Here is a 15,060-nt window from a genome sequence, read left to right as displayed (position 1 = left end):
GGATGATTTTGAATAGGAAATAGCCTAGATAGCTTTGCCTACGGGGATTTTACTAAGCAACCTCAGATCCTTGGGATCACTGGAATCGTACTGATAGAATCCGTCTTTTCCTATAAGCAGTAATGTTTTTCCCAATGAGATCACATCAAAGGCATCCATATCCTTGAAATGAGCCAACAGATTTTTGTCGATTTTGAATTTATCCTTTACATCAAAAACTTTCAGTCCGTGTGCACCTTCACAGAGGAACAATGTAGGCGAATCAATGCTCAAACCGTGCGGGTTCTCCATTTGATAGCTCTTGATTAGCTGTGGCGAGGAGGGATTGCTCACATCCACAAGATCCAGCTGGTTCTGCGATCCCTGACAAAATGTCCCGGTCCTGATCGTCACATAGGCAATGTTGTCCTGCACCACCACCGGGTCGCAGGCGCGACCATGCTGGAATGTTGAGAGTTGTTTTGGGTCAGCGGGATTACTGTTGTCGAAAATGAACATTCCGGTGTTTGAACCAATGAAAAGCTTGTTTTCATGAGGAAAAATGGTCTCAATCCCCCAACCAAAATTGATGGTTGAAAAATCCTTCGGTTTCGACGGTGTTTTAACATCGAAAAGATGCAGGCTGTTTTGTGTCACCGTGTAAAGAAAGTTCTGATACAACGCGAACCGCGCCATAGAGCCTGCTTTTCCGCTGCTGCCACCCGAACTTGGTGCGGAGGAAGATGATCCGGAGAATGAAGATTGGGCGAAGCTGTCATTAAACCATCCACCCCACCAGCCGGGACTAACATCTTCTTCGCAATTCACTGTCACTGTTTCTGTTACCAAATCCACATTCTGGTCATTAATAGCACCCGTAGTCTCGTTTAATGTCCAGGTGCCGCCATCGAAAAGGCCATTTTTGAAAACATTTTTGATCCGCTCGATTTCTTTTGGATTCAGAGGATCGCTAATGTCAATCGCAAGAAGGTCCGAAAAACTATCAGCATACAAAATGTTGTCCCGAACGGCCATATCGCCGTTTCCCGGGATACGAATGAAGGTCATAAATTCGGGGTGTGACTTATCTTTGTTATTAATGATATGGATGCCTTCCTTGATCTCATTTACAAACAGATAATCTCCCTTAATGTACATTTTACCGGGACGCTCCAACGATCGCGGAGATTCCTTTTTGACCATCGTCCGCAATTCGAGAAGGGAATGCGTAACATTGGTAAAGCGTCTGGTAATGCGGGTCTCCGTGCATTGGTCATTGCATGACCAGCACATTGCAGCGAAAACAACTAACAAGAGTAAAGGATTAGTTTTCATAGCGGTTAGGTTATAGAGGCCAGTAAAAGTTACATTTATACTTGGTTTATTGCATGACACATGCGATTTGTGAATGGTTGTAACCTAAAACAAAATCGTCCGAAAGCAAGGCCTTCGGACGATAACGCACCCCGAAAATGCCAGGACTACCGGCATTTTTTATCTTTGATATTTTGGCTAATAGAACATGCTATTTACTTTCTGGGCTCTTGATCCTGCCCATGAAGAGGATTGTATTGGACGTATTTTCACTGATGATTAAAGCAAACGGGCGGTCGCAGATGATCCTCGGATTCGGACCAGCCGATGTGGCACCAACGCCTATTGAAGTCACTGCGGCAGCTTCTGTTCCTTTTTCATCAATGCCTAAGTAAGTATCCTGCTTTACGAAATCTACAAACAGGTCAGCTGTTGGGTTAATCTTCCCAAGTTCTGCTGCGGATGTGAATGCCTTTTGAATGCCCATTTTTTCCAGCGTTGCTTTCAATTGTGCTGAATATTCCAATGTGAATCTGGGTAAGCCTACTTCTATTTTCGACTCTGATGTTCCGTTGCGCAACTTCTCCCAGTCACTGGAATTGAAGTCCGCAAGCATTTTATTCACCGTGTTTTCTCCTTTTGGAACGAGCAATGTCATATTAAACTGCCCATTCGAGTAGGGAAGCTGCACCATGTCGTAACTGGCGGCGCTGAAATTTTTGAAACTGGATTTGGCATACATCATTTTAACTGACTTGCTGCTTCCATTTTCCAGTTTAAATGTTTCGTCCCTCGTATTCTTCGCATCAAACTGATATTTCCAGTCTCCCTTGAAATACAATGCATTAAGCAGGAACATGACGTGCTCAGGCTTGATCTCTTCTATGACTTTTTTAATCTTACCATTGGTTTTATCACTCGCCCACTGATTAATCTTGTCTTTGGCCGCATTATCGAAGGGAAGGCCTGTCGCTTCAGCATTGAATGAATTCTTCAAAACCGATTGAAAATCCGGCTTTACGGCAAAATCGCTTCTATACCAAAGGGAATTGGCAAGGCCCAGTTTAACTTTGGAATCAGCAACCGGCAGGTCATTAATTAGCGTTTTGTAAGCATTGTTGAGATCCACCAGTGATACGCCTTCCATCTCAAGGGCTTTAAGAATTTCATCTGCGGTTTCCTGCTCGGCCCCATTCAGCAGCATGCCTAGTGCCATATGCAGGCTTAGCGGCGATACAAAGAGATTTTCCTCGGGAGCCTCCGTTTGCTGCAAGGTGTGAAGGAAATTGAATGCAAATTCATTTGTTCCTGCTGAAATACGAGCTGGAATCTGAACCGGGTACACCGGATCCGGCACACTGTCCGGACCGGGATTGTCGTTGGTACAGCCGATCATTGCGCTGGCAACGACTCCTGGGATTAATAATGATTTAAGAATCTTGTTCATGGCTAATAGATTTTCTGAATCTACATTATCCTAGAAACTCAAAATCAAAAAATGGTTGGAACCGGATTGCATTTATTTCAAAAAGAATAGCGCATTCCCCATGAAATGCCATACAAATAAGGGCGGGATTCCAAACTTTGGTTAGATCGGAAACCAGATGTCACAGATTTCTGGTAAGATCCCGTCAGGTTCGCATTCCAGCGTGTGGAAAGCCTGTAATTGAATCGCAAGCCTGTAGTGGCGGCCCAGTTCATGCTTCTGTATATTTCGTCGCTGGCCTTGGTGGTTATGATTTCGCCCGATGCCGATTCCAGCTCATTGCTGAGGAAGAAATTGGCCATCATTCCACCCAGAATGGAAGCATTAAACTTTTTCTCCGGATAGATAGTGAACCCGGCTTGAACCGGCAGCTGCAGATAGTGATAATTATTGCTCACCGTTTTGGCAACATCAATGTAAAGTGCCCCGTTATTGACAAAATCCGCCGCTTTATCTCCATTCATTCCGGCATAACCAGGTGCTAAGCCTGCATAGGCGTTCTCCAAAACATTCGCAGACTTATTGCTGAATGCATTCATCACATAGCCCCCGCCTTCATAAGTTGAGTTTCCTTTCAGATAGCTTACGCCCATTTCAACCGACCAATGTTTCGAAAGCTTCATCCCGCCTTGCGTTTGCACGGCGTAGGAAGCACCTGCCTCGCTACTTCCTGTGACGGCCTTTCTTGTCGATAATGATTGTCCGGAAAAGCCAACTGGCGCTGCTTTTACTTTCACGTTTGGATTAAAAGAGGCCGGCATAAGGCTGAGTGCCGCATAGTATTCTGTGTGTTTTACAGGTTCGACGGGTTCTTCAATCTTAGCGTCTGGGCGAAAATAAACGTAGCGTTTTTGCACGTGTATGTCCAGGTCACTGTAAGGCGTTGTAGGCAACAACGCAAGCGCCATTGTGGATTCCGTTGCAGCGACTGCTTCATCATTAACAGTGCTCTCTTTTGTCACAGCAGCAGCGTAATCTTCATTGATTTTGTTTTCAATTGCCGTAGCCGCTGGTTTTTGAACCTGGGCCAATGCATTATCCGGGCCCTGAGCCGGCGTATTGCCAGTGCTTCCTGCTTTTATATCAGACCTTCTCGCAGCATCAGCATTTCGGGAAGCAGTGGTTGCTCCTTTGCTATCTGATCTTAATGCATTGTTTCTCACCGCGTCCGAAGCACTTTCAGCTTTACTTTCCTCCAACGCCAATTGCTCCTTATTCACATCAGCGCTTACATCTGCATTACTTTCTATTTCGGCGCTGCTTTTAGTGGATTCATTTTCAGCAGAAATACCAGCTTTCGGATTCTGGCTGGCAGCGATTTCGTGGTTGACTTTGCTTCCTTTCATGCCTGAATTTGAATACCATATACCACCGCCAACTAATAGAAGTGCTGCTATCGACGCTGCTGCATACCATATCTTAGACGACTGCCACCAAATCGGCAGTATCAATCCCTTATCTTCCTGCTGATCAAGACGCGCCTCAATGCCCTCCCAAACGGATTGAGGAGGAGCTTCGGAGGCTTCCTTCAAAGCCTTTCGCCACTGATCTTCAAAGTTGTTTATCTCGGACGGATCCATCATTAAATCTTTTTTCTTTGTTCAATTTTTGTTGAAGAAGTCCTCTTGCCCGCGCATATTGCGACTTCGACGTTCCTTCTGATATGCCCAATTTTTGGGCTATTTCATTGTGCTGATAACCTTCAATGGCATACAGGTTAAATATAGTCTGGCATCCAGGCGGCAACTCTTGTATTACTTCCAAAAGTTGTTTCAACTGAAAATCCCCCAATGTTACTTCCTTATCAGCAATGCCATTATGGTGTAAATCAATGTCATCCAGGTCTTTCAAATATTTCTGCTGCCTCAGATGGTTTAATGCTGTATTCACTACTACAGAACGGAGCCAATACTCCAACGGGCTATCGTTCCTGAAAGAATCTATATTTTCATATATCTTAATGAACGCATCCTGTAAAACATCCTCCGCATCCGTCCGGTTTTTAGTGTAGCGCAGGCATATAGCAAACAGCTTGCCCCCGAAGACGTCATAAAGTTGTCTTTGGGCAGTCCTGTTGCGCTGCTTGCAGCCTTGCACTAGTTCCTGTTCGTTAAAGGTCATCCGAAGTTTAGGGGTGCTTCGTTCGGTTTATATGTAAATCAGCACCACTATCCCAAAGATAATTGAATACTGCTTCATGGCTAACGCATTGCGCAATTCTGAACAAGGCAATTCGTAATAGGTTTGACACGATCAACATTAAAATGGTTGGAAAAAGTAAAAAAGGTTTTTTGAGAATGTTTGCTACATTACATGCAGGAACTATTCATCGATACATATCCTTTTAATACAAGTGAGGTAAACGCTAAGGTATTTCTGTACACCTAACTTCTATCACCTATGAGCCAATACATGGTTGAAATTCAACTTCCGGCTGTTATGTCGGAAGATTTTACAGCGAAAATACCTGCTCAGAGAAAGAAAATTAATGAAATGATGGAGCAGGGACGATTGATGTCCTATGCGCTTTCGGATGATTACTCCAAACTCTGGTGTGTGGTGAGGGCGGACAGCGAGTTTGAAGTAATGTCGCTCGTTTCGGAGTTTCCGCTGATTGATTACATGGATCCAAAAATATCCAAACTCATGTTCAACAATGTTGTTGCGCTGAGATTGCCTATGTTTTCTTTGAACTAGGTTTTAATTAAATAAACAAAAAGCCTTGCTATTCATCGATAGCGAGGCTTTTTTGCATTATCTGCTACAATTTTCTTTCTATTAGCCTAAGAATTTTCCCCAGTTCGCGAGCGTCTGTTTCGCTGAAATCGTCGAGCTGGTCACTATCCACGTCCAACACCATTGCCACGGTTCCATTCCGGTGAAAAACGGGTAAAACGATCTCGGATCTGGAAGCCGAATTACACGCAATGTGACCCGGGAATTCCTCTACGTCGGGCACAATTAATGTCTTTTTCTGACTATAACTCGCTCCGCAGACACCTTTGTCGAATGCAATGCGTGTGCAGGCGATAGGCCCTTGAAATGGTCCCAGCACCAACTGGCCTTCTTTTACAATATAAAATCCTACCCAAAAAAAGCCGAATGCTTCTTTTAATGCTGCGGCAACATTCGCCAGGTTGGCGATCAGGTCGCTTTCCGTACTTATTAATGCCTCAATTTGAGGAAATAATGCATTGTAAACCGTCGCTCTGTCGGTGTTTGTAGGGAGTAATAGTTCTTCTGCCATTGCGGTAAATATCGATGTCAGTCTTTGAAACAGCCGGTAAAGGAGATAAGTTACCGCAACCTTTGAAAAAATATAGCTGGTTAAATATTAATTTTAAGTCCATTTAGTTTAAAACGAATGATCCAACGACATATCCTATTGATGGACGGGCCCGATCATAAAGGCTTGATTTACCAGGTTACCCGCATACTATTTGCTCATAATCAGAACATTATACGCAATGATGAATACGTTAGCCCTTCCAAATATTTCTTCATGCGGACAGAGTTTGAAGGCGAAACAGATATTGACAAACTAATGGAAGTTTTGAAGTCTGACCTGCCAGCCGGACTAAACCTGCGCATTAACCCAAAAAAGAAGAAGGATATTGTACTCATGGTCACCAAGGAGCACCATTGCCTTGGTGAATTGCTGATTCGTTATGCATTTGACGAACTGGATGCGACCATCTTGGCTGTGATCAGCAACTATAACACTTTGCAGCCACTTGTAGGTAAATTTGGCATTCCATTTCATTTTATTTCGCACGAAAACCGTTCGCGGGAAGAGCATGAGGAAGCGATTCTAAGAACATTAGACATTTACCGGCCGGAATATTTGGTTTTGGCAAAATACATGCGCGTGATCACGCCGAATTTTGTAGATCATTTCCCGGACAAGATCATTAACATTCACCATTCCTTTCTTCCGGCGTTCATTGGCGCGAATCCTTACCGCCAAGCTTATGAGCGCGGTGTCAAAATTATTGGAGCCACAGCACATTTTGTAAACAACGATTTAGACGAAGGGCCGATCATTGCGCAGGATGTTAAATCGGTAGATCACAGACAAACTGCATCAGATATGGCTACGCTGGGAAGGGATACTGAAAAGGGAGTTTTGTCGAAGGCTTTGAAGCTCGTTTTCAATGATCGCGTGTTTATTCACGGCAATCGTACCATTATCCTGTAACAAGAAAAAAGCCCTTAGTCAGAATCACCGAGGGCTTTTTGCAATCTGATGGATGTTATTGAATATGTAATGTTACAAATAATTCTTTAAAACATCAAATTCAGATTCAATGGGTTATGCTTTTTAATGATTTTCTAATTATTCCACTGGGATCGCCGTACGGGCCAAATCGACCAGATCTGCGTCGTTCACTTCCTTCTTCAAATCGGCCACTTCCAGGAATCTTGTGTACAATTCATCCAATGCTGGCTTGTCGAAGCTGAATCCAAGTAATTCTAGGCGGTGCTTCAAAGCATGTCTACCGCTACGGGCTGTAAGCACAATGTCAGATTTGTCAACTCCCACATCCTGTGGGTTCATAATTTCGTACGTCAACTGGTGTTTCAGGAAACCATCCTGGTGAATTCCGGATGAATGTGCGAACGCGTTTCGTCCCACTATCGCCTTGTTAGCCTGGACCGGCATACGCATCATTTTTGACACCAATTGACTGGTCGGATAAATAAATTGCGTATTAACGCCCGTTTCCAAACCAAGTTCCTTGTGAACCGTTAATGCCATCACAACCTCTTCCAAAGACGTATTTCCGGCACGCTCGCCAATTCCGTTTATTGTAACCTCCACCTGGCGCGCACCCTGGCTTATGCCTGCGATAGAATTGGCCGTTGCCAATCCAAGGTCATTATGGCAGTGAATAGAAATAACCGCTTTATGAATGTTCGAAACGTTCTCAAAAATGTATTTGATTTTTGAGCCGTATTCGTCTGGAAGGCAATATCCTGTTGTGTCCGGAATATTGACAACGGTTGCGCCAGCGCCGATTACCGCTTCGACCAGTTGGGCAAGAAAGACAAGGTCCGCCCGACCTGCATCTTCGCAATAAAACTCTACATCCTCAACCTTACTTTTCGCATATTTCGTCGCGGTTATCGCTCTTTCAAGGATCTTCTCCCGCGTCGTATTGAATTTGTGCTGAATATGAATATCCGAAGAACCGATGCCTGTGTGAATCCGTCCTCGCCGCGCGTATTGCAATGCATGAGCAGCCGCATCAATGTCCCCGGGAACAGCCCGTGAGAGCGCGCAAATGATCGGTTCACGCACTGCTTTCGAAATTTCAACCACAGAATTAAAGTCGCCAGGGCTTGAAACCGGGAAGCCCGCCTCAATAATGTCTACACCGAGTATTTCGAGCTGCTTGGCTACAACAATCTTTTCTTCTGTCGTTAATTGGCTGCCAGGAACCTGCTCGCCGTCTCGCAAAGTTGTGTCGAAGATCTGGACTCGATTACTCATTGGTGGGAATTAAAATTTAATGGATACGAATTTAATAAATTTCAAACAATATAAAACCCTTTCCGGATTAGAGAAAGGGTTTTAAACGAATCAAAACACGACCTTTCCCGTCTTCACGGTGTTAGCAAAATCAGGAGATTAAGGTTCAATTCGAGTGCGTTCATGATATCAGGTGGCGAAATTTCGCTAACAACATTTTGTTCTGCAAATAAAACATAAGTTTTCCTTCAAACAAATATTATTTGGCAAAACTTCTAAAAAATCAGATTCTTTTCAAAAGCTCAGCACCAGCCGATTGTGTGTTCAAAAGCAGGTGAGCAGGCGTCGAAGAGTCTGAAATATCCTTAGTTCTGAAACCGTCTTTCAACAGCTTATCAACAGCGGCAATTATCGCATCAGATTCTTCTTTCAAGCCGAATGAAATGTCGAGCAGAAGAGCCGCCGAAAGGACAGAGGCCAACGGATTAGCAATTCCTTTTCCCGTAATGTCGTGCGCAGAACCATGGATTGGCTCGTAAACGCCTGTGCTATCTCCTACAGAAGCAGATGCCAACATGCCCATTGACCCGGCAATCTGGCTGGCTTCGTCTGTCAGGATATCTCCAAACAAGTTCGCCGTAACCACAACATCAAAGCGTCTTGGATCTTTGATCAGCAACATGGCGGCCGAATCCACAAACTGGTGTTCAACCGTAACATCCGGATATTCGGGAGCAAGCGCCTGGATCACTTCTCGCCACAAGCGGCTTGTTTCCAACACATTGGCTTTATCAACTGACATTAATCTTTTGCCACGCGTGCGAGCAGCTTCGAATGCTTTACGGCCAATGCGCTCCACTTCGTATCTGCTGTATTCAGCAATGTCATAAGCTGTGTTATTATCGTTTTTACGGCCTTTTTCTCCGAAATAAATGTCACCCGTAAGCTCGCGGAAGAAGAGAATATCCGAACCTTTCAAGATTTCCGGCTTGATAGAAGAAGCACCTAAAAGCTCGTCAAATAATTTAATAGGGCGCAAATTGGCATATAGGCCAAGTTCCTTACGCATTTTCAGCAAGCCCTGTTCCGGACGAACTTTTGCAGTTGGATCATTATCATATTTGGGATGGCCCACGGCTCCGAAAAGGATTGCGTCTGAATTGCGCATTTTTTCAAGCGTTTCATCAGGAAGCGGGTTTCCGGTTGCTTCAATCGCAACGTGGCCCATTAATGCTTCATCATAGCTGAATTCATGACCGAATTTCTCAGCGATTTTCACCAAAACACTTTTTCCAACTTCTGTAACTTCTTGTCCGATTCCATCACCCGGAACGATTAGGATATTTTTTTTCATTAATTATTTGAATTGATAATCAGTAATTTAAATTAAATCAATGTCGATAGCGCAGCTGTTAAATGGCGCTTACCAACGGGATCTCCGGCGTCAACTCGGTTGCTGACGGAATGCCAATCAAATTCAGCATTTTCTGTGTTGCCATAATCGCGGAAACGGTCTGATCGGAGTCTAAGCCTCTGGTTTTAACATCTTTGCCATTGATTGCCCAAGTAATGATCGTTTCGCAAAGCGCGTCCGTCTTTCCACCTGGAGGAATGCGAACTGCATAGTCCGTCAACATCGGCAAACTGATGCATTTTCGGCTATAAATCTTTTTGAGTGCGTTCATAAAAGCGTCATACTGACCGTCACCCTGCGCATTTTCTTCAAAAACTTCTTCGCCAAATTTGATCTGCAATGTGGCCGAAGGTTTCAAGTTTTTCGAATGCGTTAACACATAATTGACGATCACAACCTTTTCCTCAATCGCATTGCTCGCCAAAATGTCGGAAATGATGTACGGCAGATCCTCGGGTGTAACCGCTTCTTTGCGATCGCCGAGTTCGATGATCCGCTGAGTCACTTTTTTGAGATCCGAATCAGAAAGCGAAATCCCCAGATCCCGCAGATTGTTTTCAATATTGGCTTTCCCGGAAGTTTTACCCAAAGCATAAAGCCGCTGACGACCGAATCTTTCAGGCATTAACTTACTGAAATAGAGATTATTCTTTTTATCCCCATCGGCATGAATGCCGGCCGTTTGCGTAAAAACACTTTCTCCAACAATGGGCTTATTAGCAGGAATCCGAATCCCGGAAAAGGTCTCAACAAGCTTGCTTACAGAATACAATGAACGCTCATTAACCGAAGTTTTGAACTCCGGCATCAGGTCATTTATCACCGCAATCGTGCTCGCAAGTGGCGCATTACCCGTTCTTTCACCCATTCCGTTCACCGTTAAGTGCAGGCCATGCACACCTGCACGCAATGCTTCCATGACATTCGCAATGCTCAGGTCATAGTCATTATGCGCGTGAAACTCGAAATGGCTGTTAGGATAACGGTCAACAATGGCTTTTACAAAACTGTATGATTCTGAGGGAGTTAGAATACCCAGTGTGTCCGGTAAAAGAATCCTTTTGACCGGCTGAGTAACAAGAAAATCAAGCGATTGATAAACATATTCAGGCGAATCCCGCATGCCATTGCTCCAATCTTCGAGATAAACATTGCAGTCAATTCCGCTATTCTCGGCCAGTTCAATTACCTTTCGAATGTCCTCAAAATGCTCCTGGGGCGTTTTTTTGAGCTGGTGTTTCAAATGATTAAGCGAACCTTTAGTCAAAAGATTCATCACTTTGGCACCGGATTCTAACATCCAGTTGATGGAAGCATCGCCATCCACAAATGTCAGGACTTCAATTTTATCCAGAAAACCATTTGCCTTTGCCCACTCGGCAATTTTTTGAACGGCCTGAAATTCTCCTTCCGAAACACGGGCAGAAGCGACTTCAATGCGGTCCACTTTCACTTCCTGTAACAGGATCTGCGCAATGGTCAATTTTTCTGATGCGGAAAACGACACGCCACTGGTTTGCTCACCATCGCGAAGTGTCGTGTCCATTATCTCAATATAGCGGCTGTTCATAGGGGGCTGTCGGCTGTCGGCTGCCAGCTGTCGGCCCTGATTCGGAAAATACCGAAAGCCGATCGCCGACAGCCGAAAGCTTATTAATAAATTCTCTCTGCTTCAAACTCCTTAATCTCTCCTTTCATGGCTTGCAGATAATCGATATCGTCAAAGCCATTGATCATATTATGCTTTTTATAACCATTGATATCGAAAGATTCAGATTCGCCAGAGCTAACTATCGTGATCGTTTGTTTCTCAAGATTTACTTCAAACTCAGCATTTGGATCTGCCTCAATGGCGAGGAAAATCTTATCCAGAAACTCGGGACTTACCTGAACAGGTAAAATACCGATATTCAACGAGTTCCCTTTAAAAATATCAGCAAAAAAGCTGGACACAACACAGCGGAAACCGTAATCATAAATTGCCCACGCAGCATGCTCACGGCTCGATCCGCTTCCGAAGTTATGTCCGCCAACCAGGATTTTTCCCTTGTATATCGGGTTATTTAATACAAAATCTGCCTTGGGCGTGTTGTCGCCATTGTAGCGCCAGTCGCGGAAAAGATTATCACCAAATCCCTCGCGCTTGGTTGCTTTAAGAAAACGTGCCGGGATAATCTGGTCTGTATCAACGTTTTCTATCGGCAAAGGAACTGCCGTACTTCTTAATAATGTGAATTTATCGTAAGCCATGTTAATGTCGGGTTTGAATTAAAGAAGGTCTCTAGGGTCTGTAACTACTCCGGTTACCGCAGCAGCGGCAGCCACCAACGGACTAGCTAAAAGCGTTCTCGCGCCCGGGCCTTGACGACCTTCGAAATTGCGGTTTGAAGTGCTGACAGCATATTTTCCAGCCGGAATTTTGTCATCATTCATTGCCAGACAAGCTGAACATCCAGGCTGACGAAGTTCAAAACCAGCTTCGGTAAGAATGTCTAAAATCCCCTCTTCTTTAATCTGAGCCTCCACAATGTGTGAACCCGGAACAACCCAAGCCGTCACATTATCGGCCTTTTTACGACCTTTTACAATCGAAGCAAATGCACGGAAATCTTCAATGCGTCCGTTTGTGCAGCTTCCGATGAAAACGTAATCAATTTTCTTTCCTAACATGGATTCATTTTCATGAAAGCCCATGTAAGCCAATGACTTATCATATGTAGACTTTCCACCTTCAACTTGTTCCGAAGTTGGGATATTCCTGGAAATTCCCTGACCCATTCCCGGGTTCGTTCCGTAAGTGATCATTGGCTCAATGTCGGCAGCGTCAAACGTATATTCTTTGTCAAAAACAGCGCCTTCGTCCGTTTTAAGCGTTTTCCAATATGCCAATGCCTTGTCCCACTTCTCTCCTTTTGGAGCCTGGTCACGGCCATTGATATATGCAAAAGTGGTTTCATCCGGTGCGATCATGCCGCCGCGTGCGCCCATTTCAATGCTCATGTTACAAACCGTCATACGGCCTTCCATGCTCATTTTTTCAAAAACCTCACCTGCGTATTCAACGAAATATCCCGTTGCGCCGGCAGTTGTCAGTTTTGAAATGATATATAAAGTAACGTCTTTTGGCGTAACTCCTTTGCCTAACTCTCCAACAACATTCACACGCATTTTCTTAGGCTTCGGCTGCATAATGCATTGCGAAGAAAGCACCATTTCAACCTCAGAAGTGCCTATACCAAAGGCAATTGCACCAAAAGCGCCGTGTGTCGATGTATGAGAATCCCCGCAAACGATTGTCATGCCGGGAAGTGTAATTCCATTTTCAGGACCCACCACGTGAACAATTCCATTTCTTGCGTGACCAAGTCCCCAATGCGAAATGCCATATTTTAGTGAGTTGGTTTCCAATGCTTTCAACTGATTTGCAGAAAGTGGATCCGCTACCGGGAGGTGTTGGTTAATCGTTGGAGTGTTGTGGTCGGCTGTGGCAAATGTTCTTTCCGGATACATTACGCCTATATTTCTGCTTTCGAGACCCAGGAATGCAACCGGGCTGGTCACTTCGTGGATAAAATGACGGTCGATGAAGAACACATCCGGACCATCTGCAATTTTACGAACAACGTGTGCGTCCCACACCTTATCGAAAAGGGTATTTGCTTGATTACTCATTTTATATTTATTAAAATTTCGCCTCTTCAAGACTGACTTCTAAGAAATTGCGCTATTAACAGCCGTTTTCTCAAAAGGAGAACTGAGATTACAAATTACCACAAATTCAAGGTAATAAGTATAACGTTAAAGGTTCAAAAAATAGTGATTTTAGTTTTTCGGAAAGGTTTGAGCGGAAATTGTTATTGAAGTTATGAAGACTTGCCCTTATCCGTCATTGTCAATAGTGCATCCCGAAGCGGCGGCAAATGCACTTCTATTATCCGCCAAACAATTTCGAAGTCAATTCCGGCATAATCGTGCACGAGAATGTGCCGGGATCTGATAATGCGCATCCATTCAATATCGGCATATTGTTCTCTAACTTCCTTTGGAACACGATTCGCAGCCTCTCCAAGAACCTGAATGTTTCTAATTACAGCATCCCTTGTTTTCCTATCATTCATAAAATCGTCAAAACTGATCCCGGACGTGTAATCCAAAACTGTCTCCACCGAATCCAGCATATCCAGGAATAATATAGAGGGCGCTCGCTCAGACATAGATTAGATTTTTCTCTATATAAGGCAGTAACGGAGCTTTCAAACCTTTTTTACTAACAAGGTCTACTTTCGTTTGCAGCACATCTTCTAATTCTATTGCGAGGTCAATAAACTCAAAGCCAATAGGAGCCGAAAACTCCACAAGAATGTCCACGTCGCTTTGTTCGGTCGCCTCATTTCTGGCATGAGAGCCAAAAAGAGCCATCGATTTCAAGGGATATTTCTGAAAAAAATAGCTTTTTGATTTGTGTAGCCTATCTAATACCGCCTGTGTATTCATGAAAACAAGATATCATTATTGAATCTAATCCATTTAAAATAGAAACCCAAATCAGCTCTGCTTTTTGGGCGTCCTTCCGTATTTCTCCTTATAAGTCTTAATAAAATGCGAAACACTTTCATAGCCGATCTCAGTGCTGATTTCCGACACATTCTTAGTGCTGTTTCTTAGCAAAAAGTCCGCATAATCCAGCCTTTTATTTTTGAGCCAAAGCGCTGGTGATGTTTTGAATTCGTCTTGAAAATCTCTTTTGAATGCGGAAAGGCTTCTCCCAGACAGCCGCGCTAATTCATCCAATGTTAAAGGTTTCAAATAATAAGTGTTCATCATGAACGATAAATCAGCCTTTTCACCTTTATACAAGCTGTAAAGAATTGCGCGGAGTTGTTTTGAATCATCCAGTTCCAGTAAGTGAAGCAATAACTCTTGAAATTTAAGACGTAGAAAATGATTTTTCAGCTCTGTTCTTGACCTAAAATAAGGAAACACGGATTGAATAAACTTCTCAAAGTTCTCATCTGATTGAAGTAACAAAATCGGGTTTTCAAGAACAGGAGTCGCCTTCGCAGGATTGAAAAGTTCAGGATGCAGGCTGACAAATTCCTTCAATAATTTTTCATCAAAAAAGAAAACCAGGCTTTTGTAAGATTCGTTAATTGATTCCGACATTAAGTAAAAACCGCGCTGAACAAATAGAATGTCCCCTTTTTCAACATGCACTTCCTGTGTTGGACTCGTGAATTTCTTCTCTCCTTCCAAGACCACAATCACCGCATGCTCTTCAAAAAACACGTCATACTTGGACGGATAAACTTCATTGCGATAGGCAACAAAAGTCATATCCTGGATCTTCAAAGATTCAAATTCCTGTGAGCTGATATCGGATGGGACACGAAGCAT

15 protein-coding genes are annotated in these 15,060 nt (G+C 43.8%); 2 read left to right on the top strand and 13 right to left on the bottom strand.

All coding sequences use genetic code 11. The annotated features are described in order from the left end of the window. Positions 1-24: 24 nt before the first annotated feature. From MUK70_RS24240 to MUK70_RS24225, 4 genes are all read right to left on the bottom strand, one after another. On the bottom strand, positions 25-1,314 hold the full coding sequence (locus MUK70_RS24240; protein WP_234658430.1) for an LVIVD repeat-containing protein: 1,290 nt from the start codon (positions 1,312-1,314) through the stop codon (positions 25-27). A gap of 190 nt (positions 1,315-1,504) precedes the next feature. Beyond that, on the bottom strand, positions 1,505-2,740 hold the full coding sequence (locus MUK70_RS24235; protein WP_234658431.1) for a serpin family protein: 1,236 nt from the start codon (positions 2,738-2,740) through the stop codon (positions 1,505-1,507). A gap of 77 nt (positions 2,741-2,817) precedes the next feature. Continuing rightward, positions 2,818-4,362, bottom strand: coding sequence for an outer membrane beta-barrel protein (locus MUK70_RS24230; RefSeq protein ID WP_234658432.1), 1,545 nt, complete (start codon positions 4,360-4,362; stop codon positions 2,818-2,820). Then, a complete protein-coding gene (locus MUK70_RS24225) occupies positions 4,331-4,900 on the bottom strand; it encodes an RNA polymerase sigma factor (protein ID WP_082216802.1) in 570 nt (189 codons plus the stop codon). Before MUK70_RS24225 ends, MUK70_RS24230 begins: the two co-directional genes overlap by 32 nt. Before the next feature lie 279 nt (positions 4,901-5,179). Here MUK70_RS24225 and MUK70_RS24220 point away from each other — a divergent pair, with 279 nt between their 5' ends. Next, positions 5,180-5,476, top strand: a complete 297-nt coding sequence (locus MUK70_RS24220) for a muconolactone Delta-isomerase family protein (protein WP_234605939.1) — start codon at positions 5,180-5,182, stop codon at positions 5,474-5,476. Between the two features lie 64 nt (positions 5,477-5,540). Here MUK70_RS24220 and msrC read toward each other — a convergent pair whose 3' ends face one another. Further along, positions 5,541-6,026, bottom strand: coding sequence for a free L-methionine (R)-S-oxide reductase MsrC (gene msrC, locus MUK70_RS24215; RefSeq protein ID WP_234658433.1), 486 nt, complete (start codon positions 6,024-6,026; stop codon positions 5,541-5,543). Between the two features lie 141 nt (positions 6,027-6,167). Here msrC and purU point away from each other — a divergent pair, with 141 nt between their 5' ends. Next, positions 6,168-6,977: a formyltetrahydrofolate deformylase gene (gene purU, locus MUK70_RS24210; protein WP_229208519.1), complete on the top strand. Its 810-nt coding sequence runs from the start codon at positions 6,168-6,170 to the stop codon at positions 6,975-6,977. A gap of 138 nt (positions 6,978-7,115) precedes the next feature. Here purU and MUK70_RS24205 read toward each other — a convergent pair whose 3' ends face one another. The 8 genes from MUK70_RS24205 to MUK70_RS24170 form a co-directional block, all read right to left on the bottom strand. Continuing rightward, on the bottom strand, positions 7,116-8,273 hold the full coding sequence (locus tag MUK70_RS24205) for a 2-isopropylmalate synthase (protein WP_234658434.1): 1,158 nt from the start codon (positions 8,271-8,273) through the stop codon (positions 7,116-7,118). A 262-nt stretch (positions 8,274-8,535) separates the two neighbouring features. Continuing rightward, positions 8,536-9,606: a 3-isopropylmalate dehydrogenase gene (gene leuB / locus MUK70_RS24200; RefSeq protein WP_234658435.1), complete on the bottom strand. Its 1,071-nt coding sequence runs from the start codon at positions 9,604-9,606 to the stop codon at positions 8,536-8,538. A 58-nt stretch (positions 9,607-9,664) separates the two neighbouring features. Then, positions 9,665-11,236 carry a hydroxymethylglutaryl-CoA lyase-like TIM-barrel protein gene (locus tag MUK70_RS24195; RefSeq protein WP_234658436.1) on the bottom strand — a complete coding sequence of 524 codons (1,572 nt, stop codon included), beginning with the start codon at positions 11,234-11,236 and terminating at the stop codon, positions 9,665-9,667. 83 nt (positions 11,237-11,319) lie between these two features. Continuing rightward, positions 11,320-11,916 (bottom strand): 3-isopropylmalate dehydratase small subunit, encoded by a 597-nt coding sequence (gene leuD, locus MUK70_RS24190; protein ID WP_234605950.1) that lies wholly within the window; start codon positions 11,914-11,916, stop codon positions 11,320-11,322. A gap of 18 nt (positions 11,917-11,934) precedes the next feature. Then, complete coding sequence (gene leuC / locus MUK70_RS24185) at positions 11,935-13,338, bottom strand: 3-isopropylmalate dehydratase large subunit (RefSeq protein WP_234658437.1); 1,404 nt, start codon at positions 13,336-13,338, stop codon at positions 11,935-11,937. 191 nt (positions 13,339-13,529) lie between these two features. Further along, on the bottom strand, positions 13,530-13,880 hold the full coding sequence (locus MUK70_RS24180) for a HepT-like ribonuclease domain-containing protein (protein ID WP_234605953.1): 351 nt from the start codon (positions 13,878-13,880) through the stop codon (positions 13,530-13,532). Beyond that, positions 13,873-14,160, bottom strand: coding sequence for a nucleotidyltransferase family protein (locus MUK70_RS24175; protein WP_234605954.1), 288 nt, complete (start codon positions 14,158-14,160; stop codon positions 13,873-13,875). Before MUK70_RS24175 ends, MUK70_RS24180 begins: the two co-directional genes overlap by 8 nt. Before the next feature lie 51 nt (positions 14,161-14,211). Continuing rightward, complete coding sequence (locus tag MUK70_RS24170) at positions 14,212-15,060, bottom strand: AraC family transcriptional regulator (protein WP_234605955.1); 849 nt, start codon at positions 15,058-15,060, stop codon at positions 14,212-14,214.

The organism is Dyadobacter chenwenxiniae, assembly GCF_022869785.1.
In the GTDB taxonomy this organism is placed as follows: Bacteria; Bacteroidota; Bacteroidia; order Cytophagales; family Spirosomataceae; genus Dyadobacter; species Dyadobacter chenwenxiniae.
The sequence above is the reverse complement of the archived record's forward strand: the minus strand, read 5'-3'. Positions and strand labels throughout refer to the sequence as shown.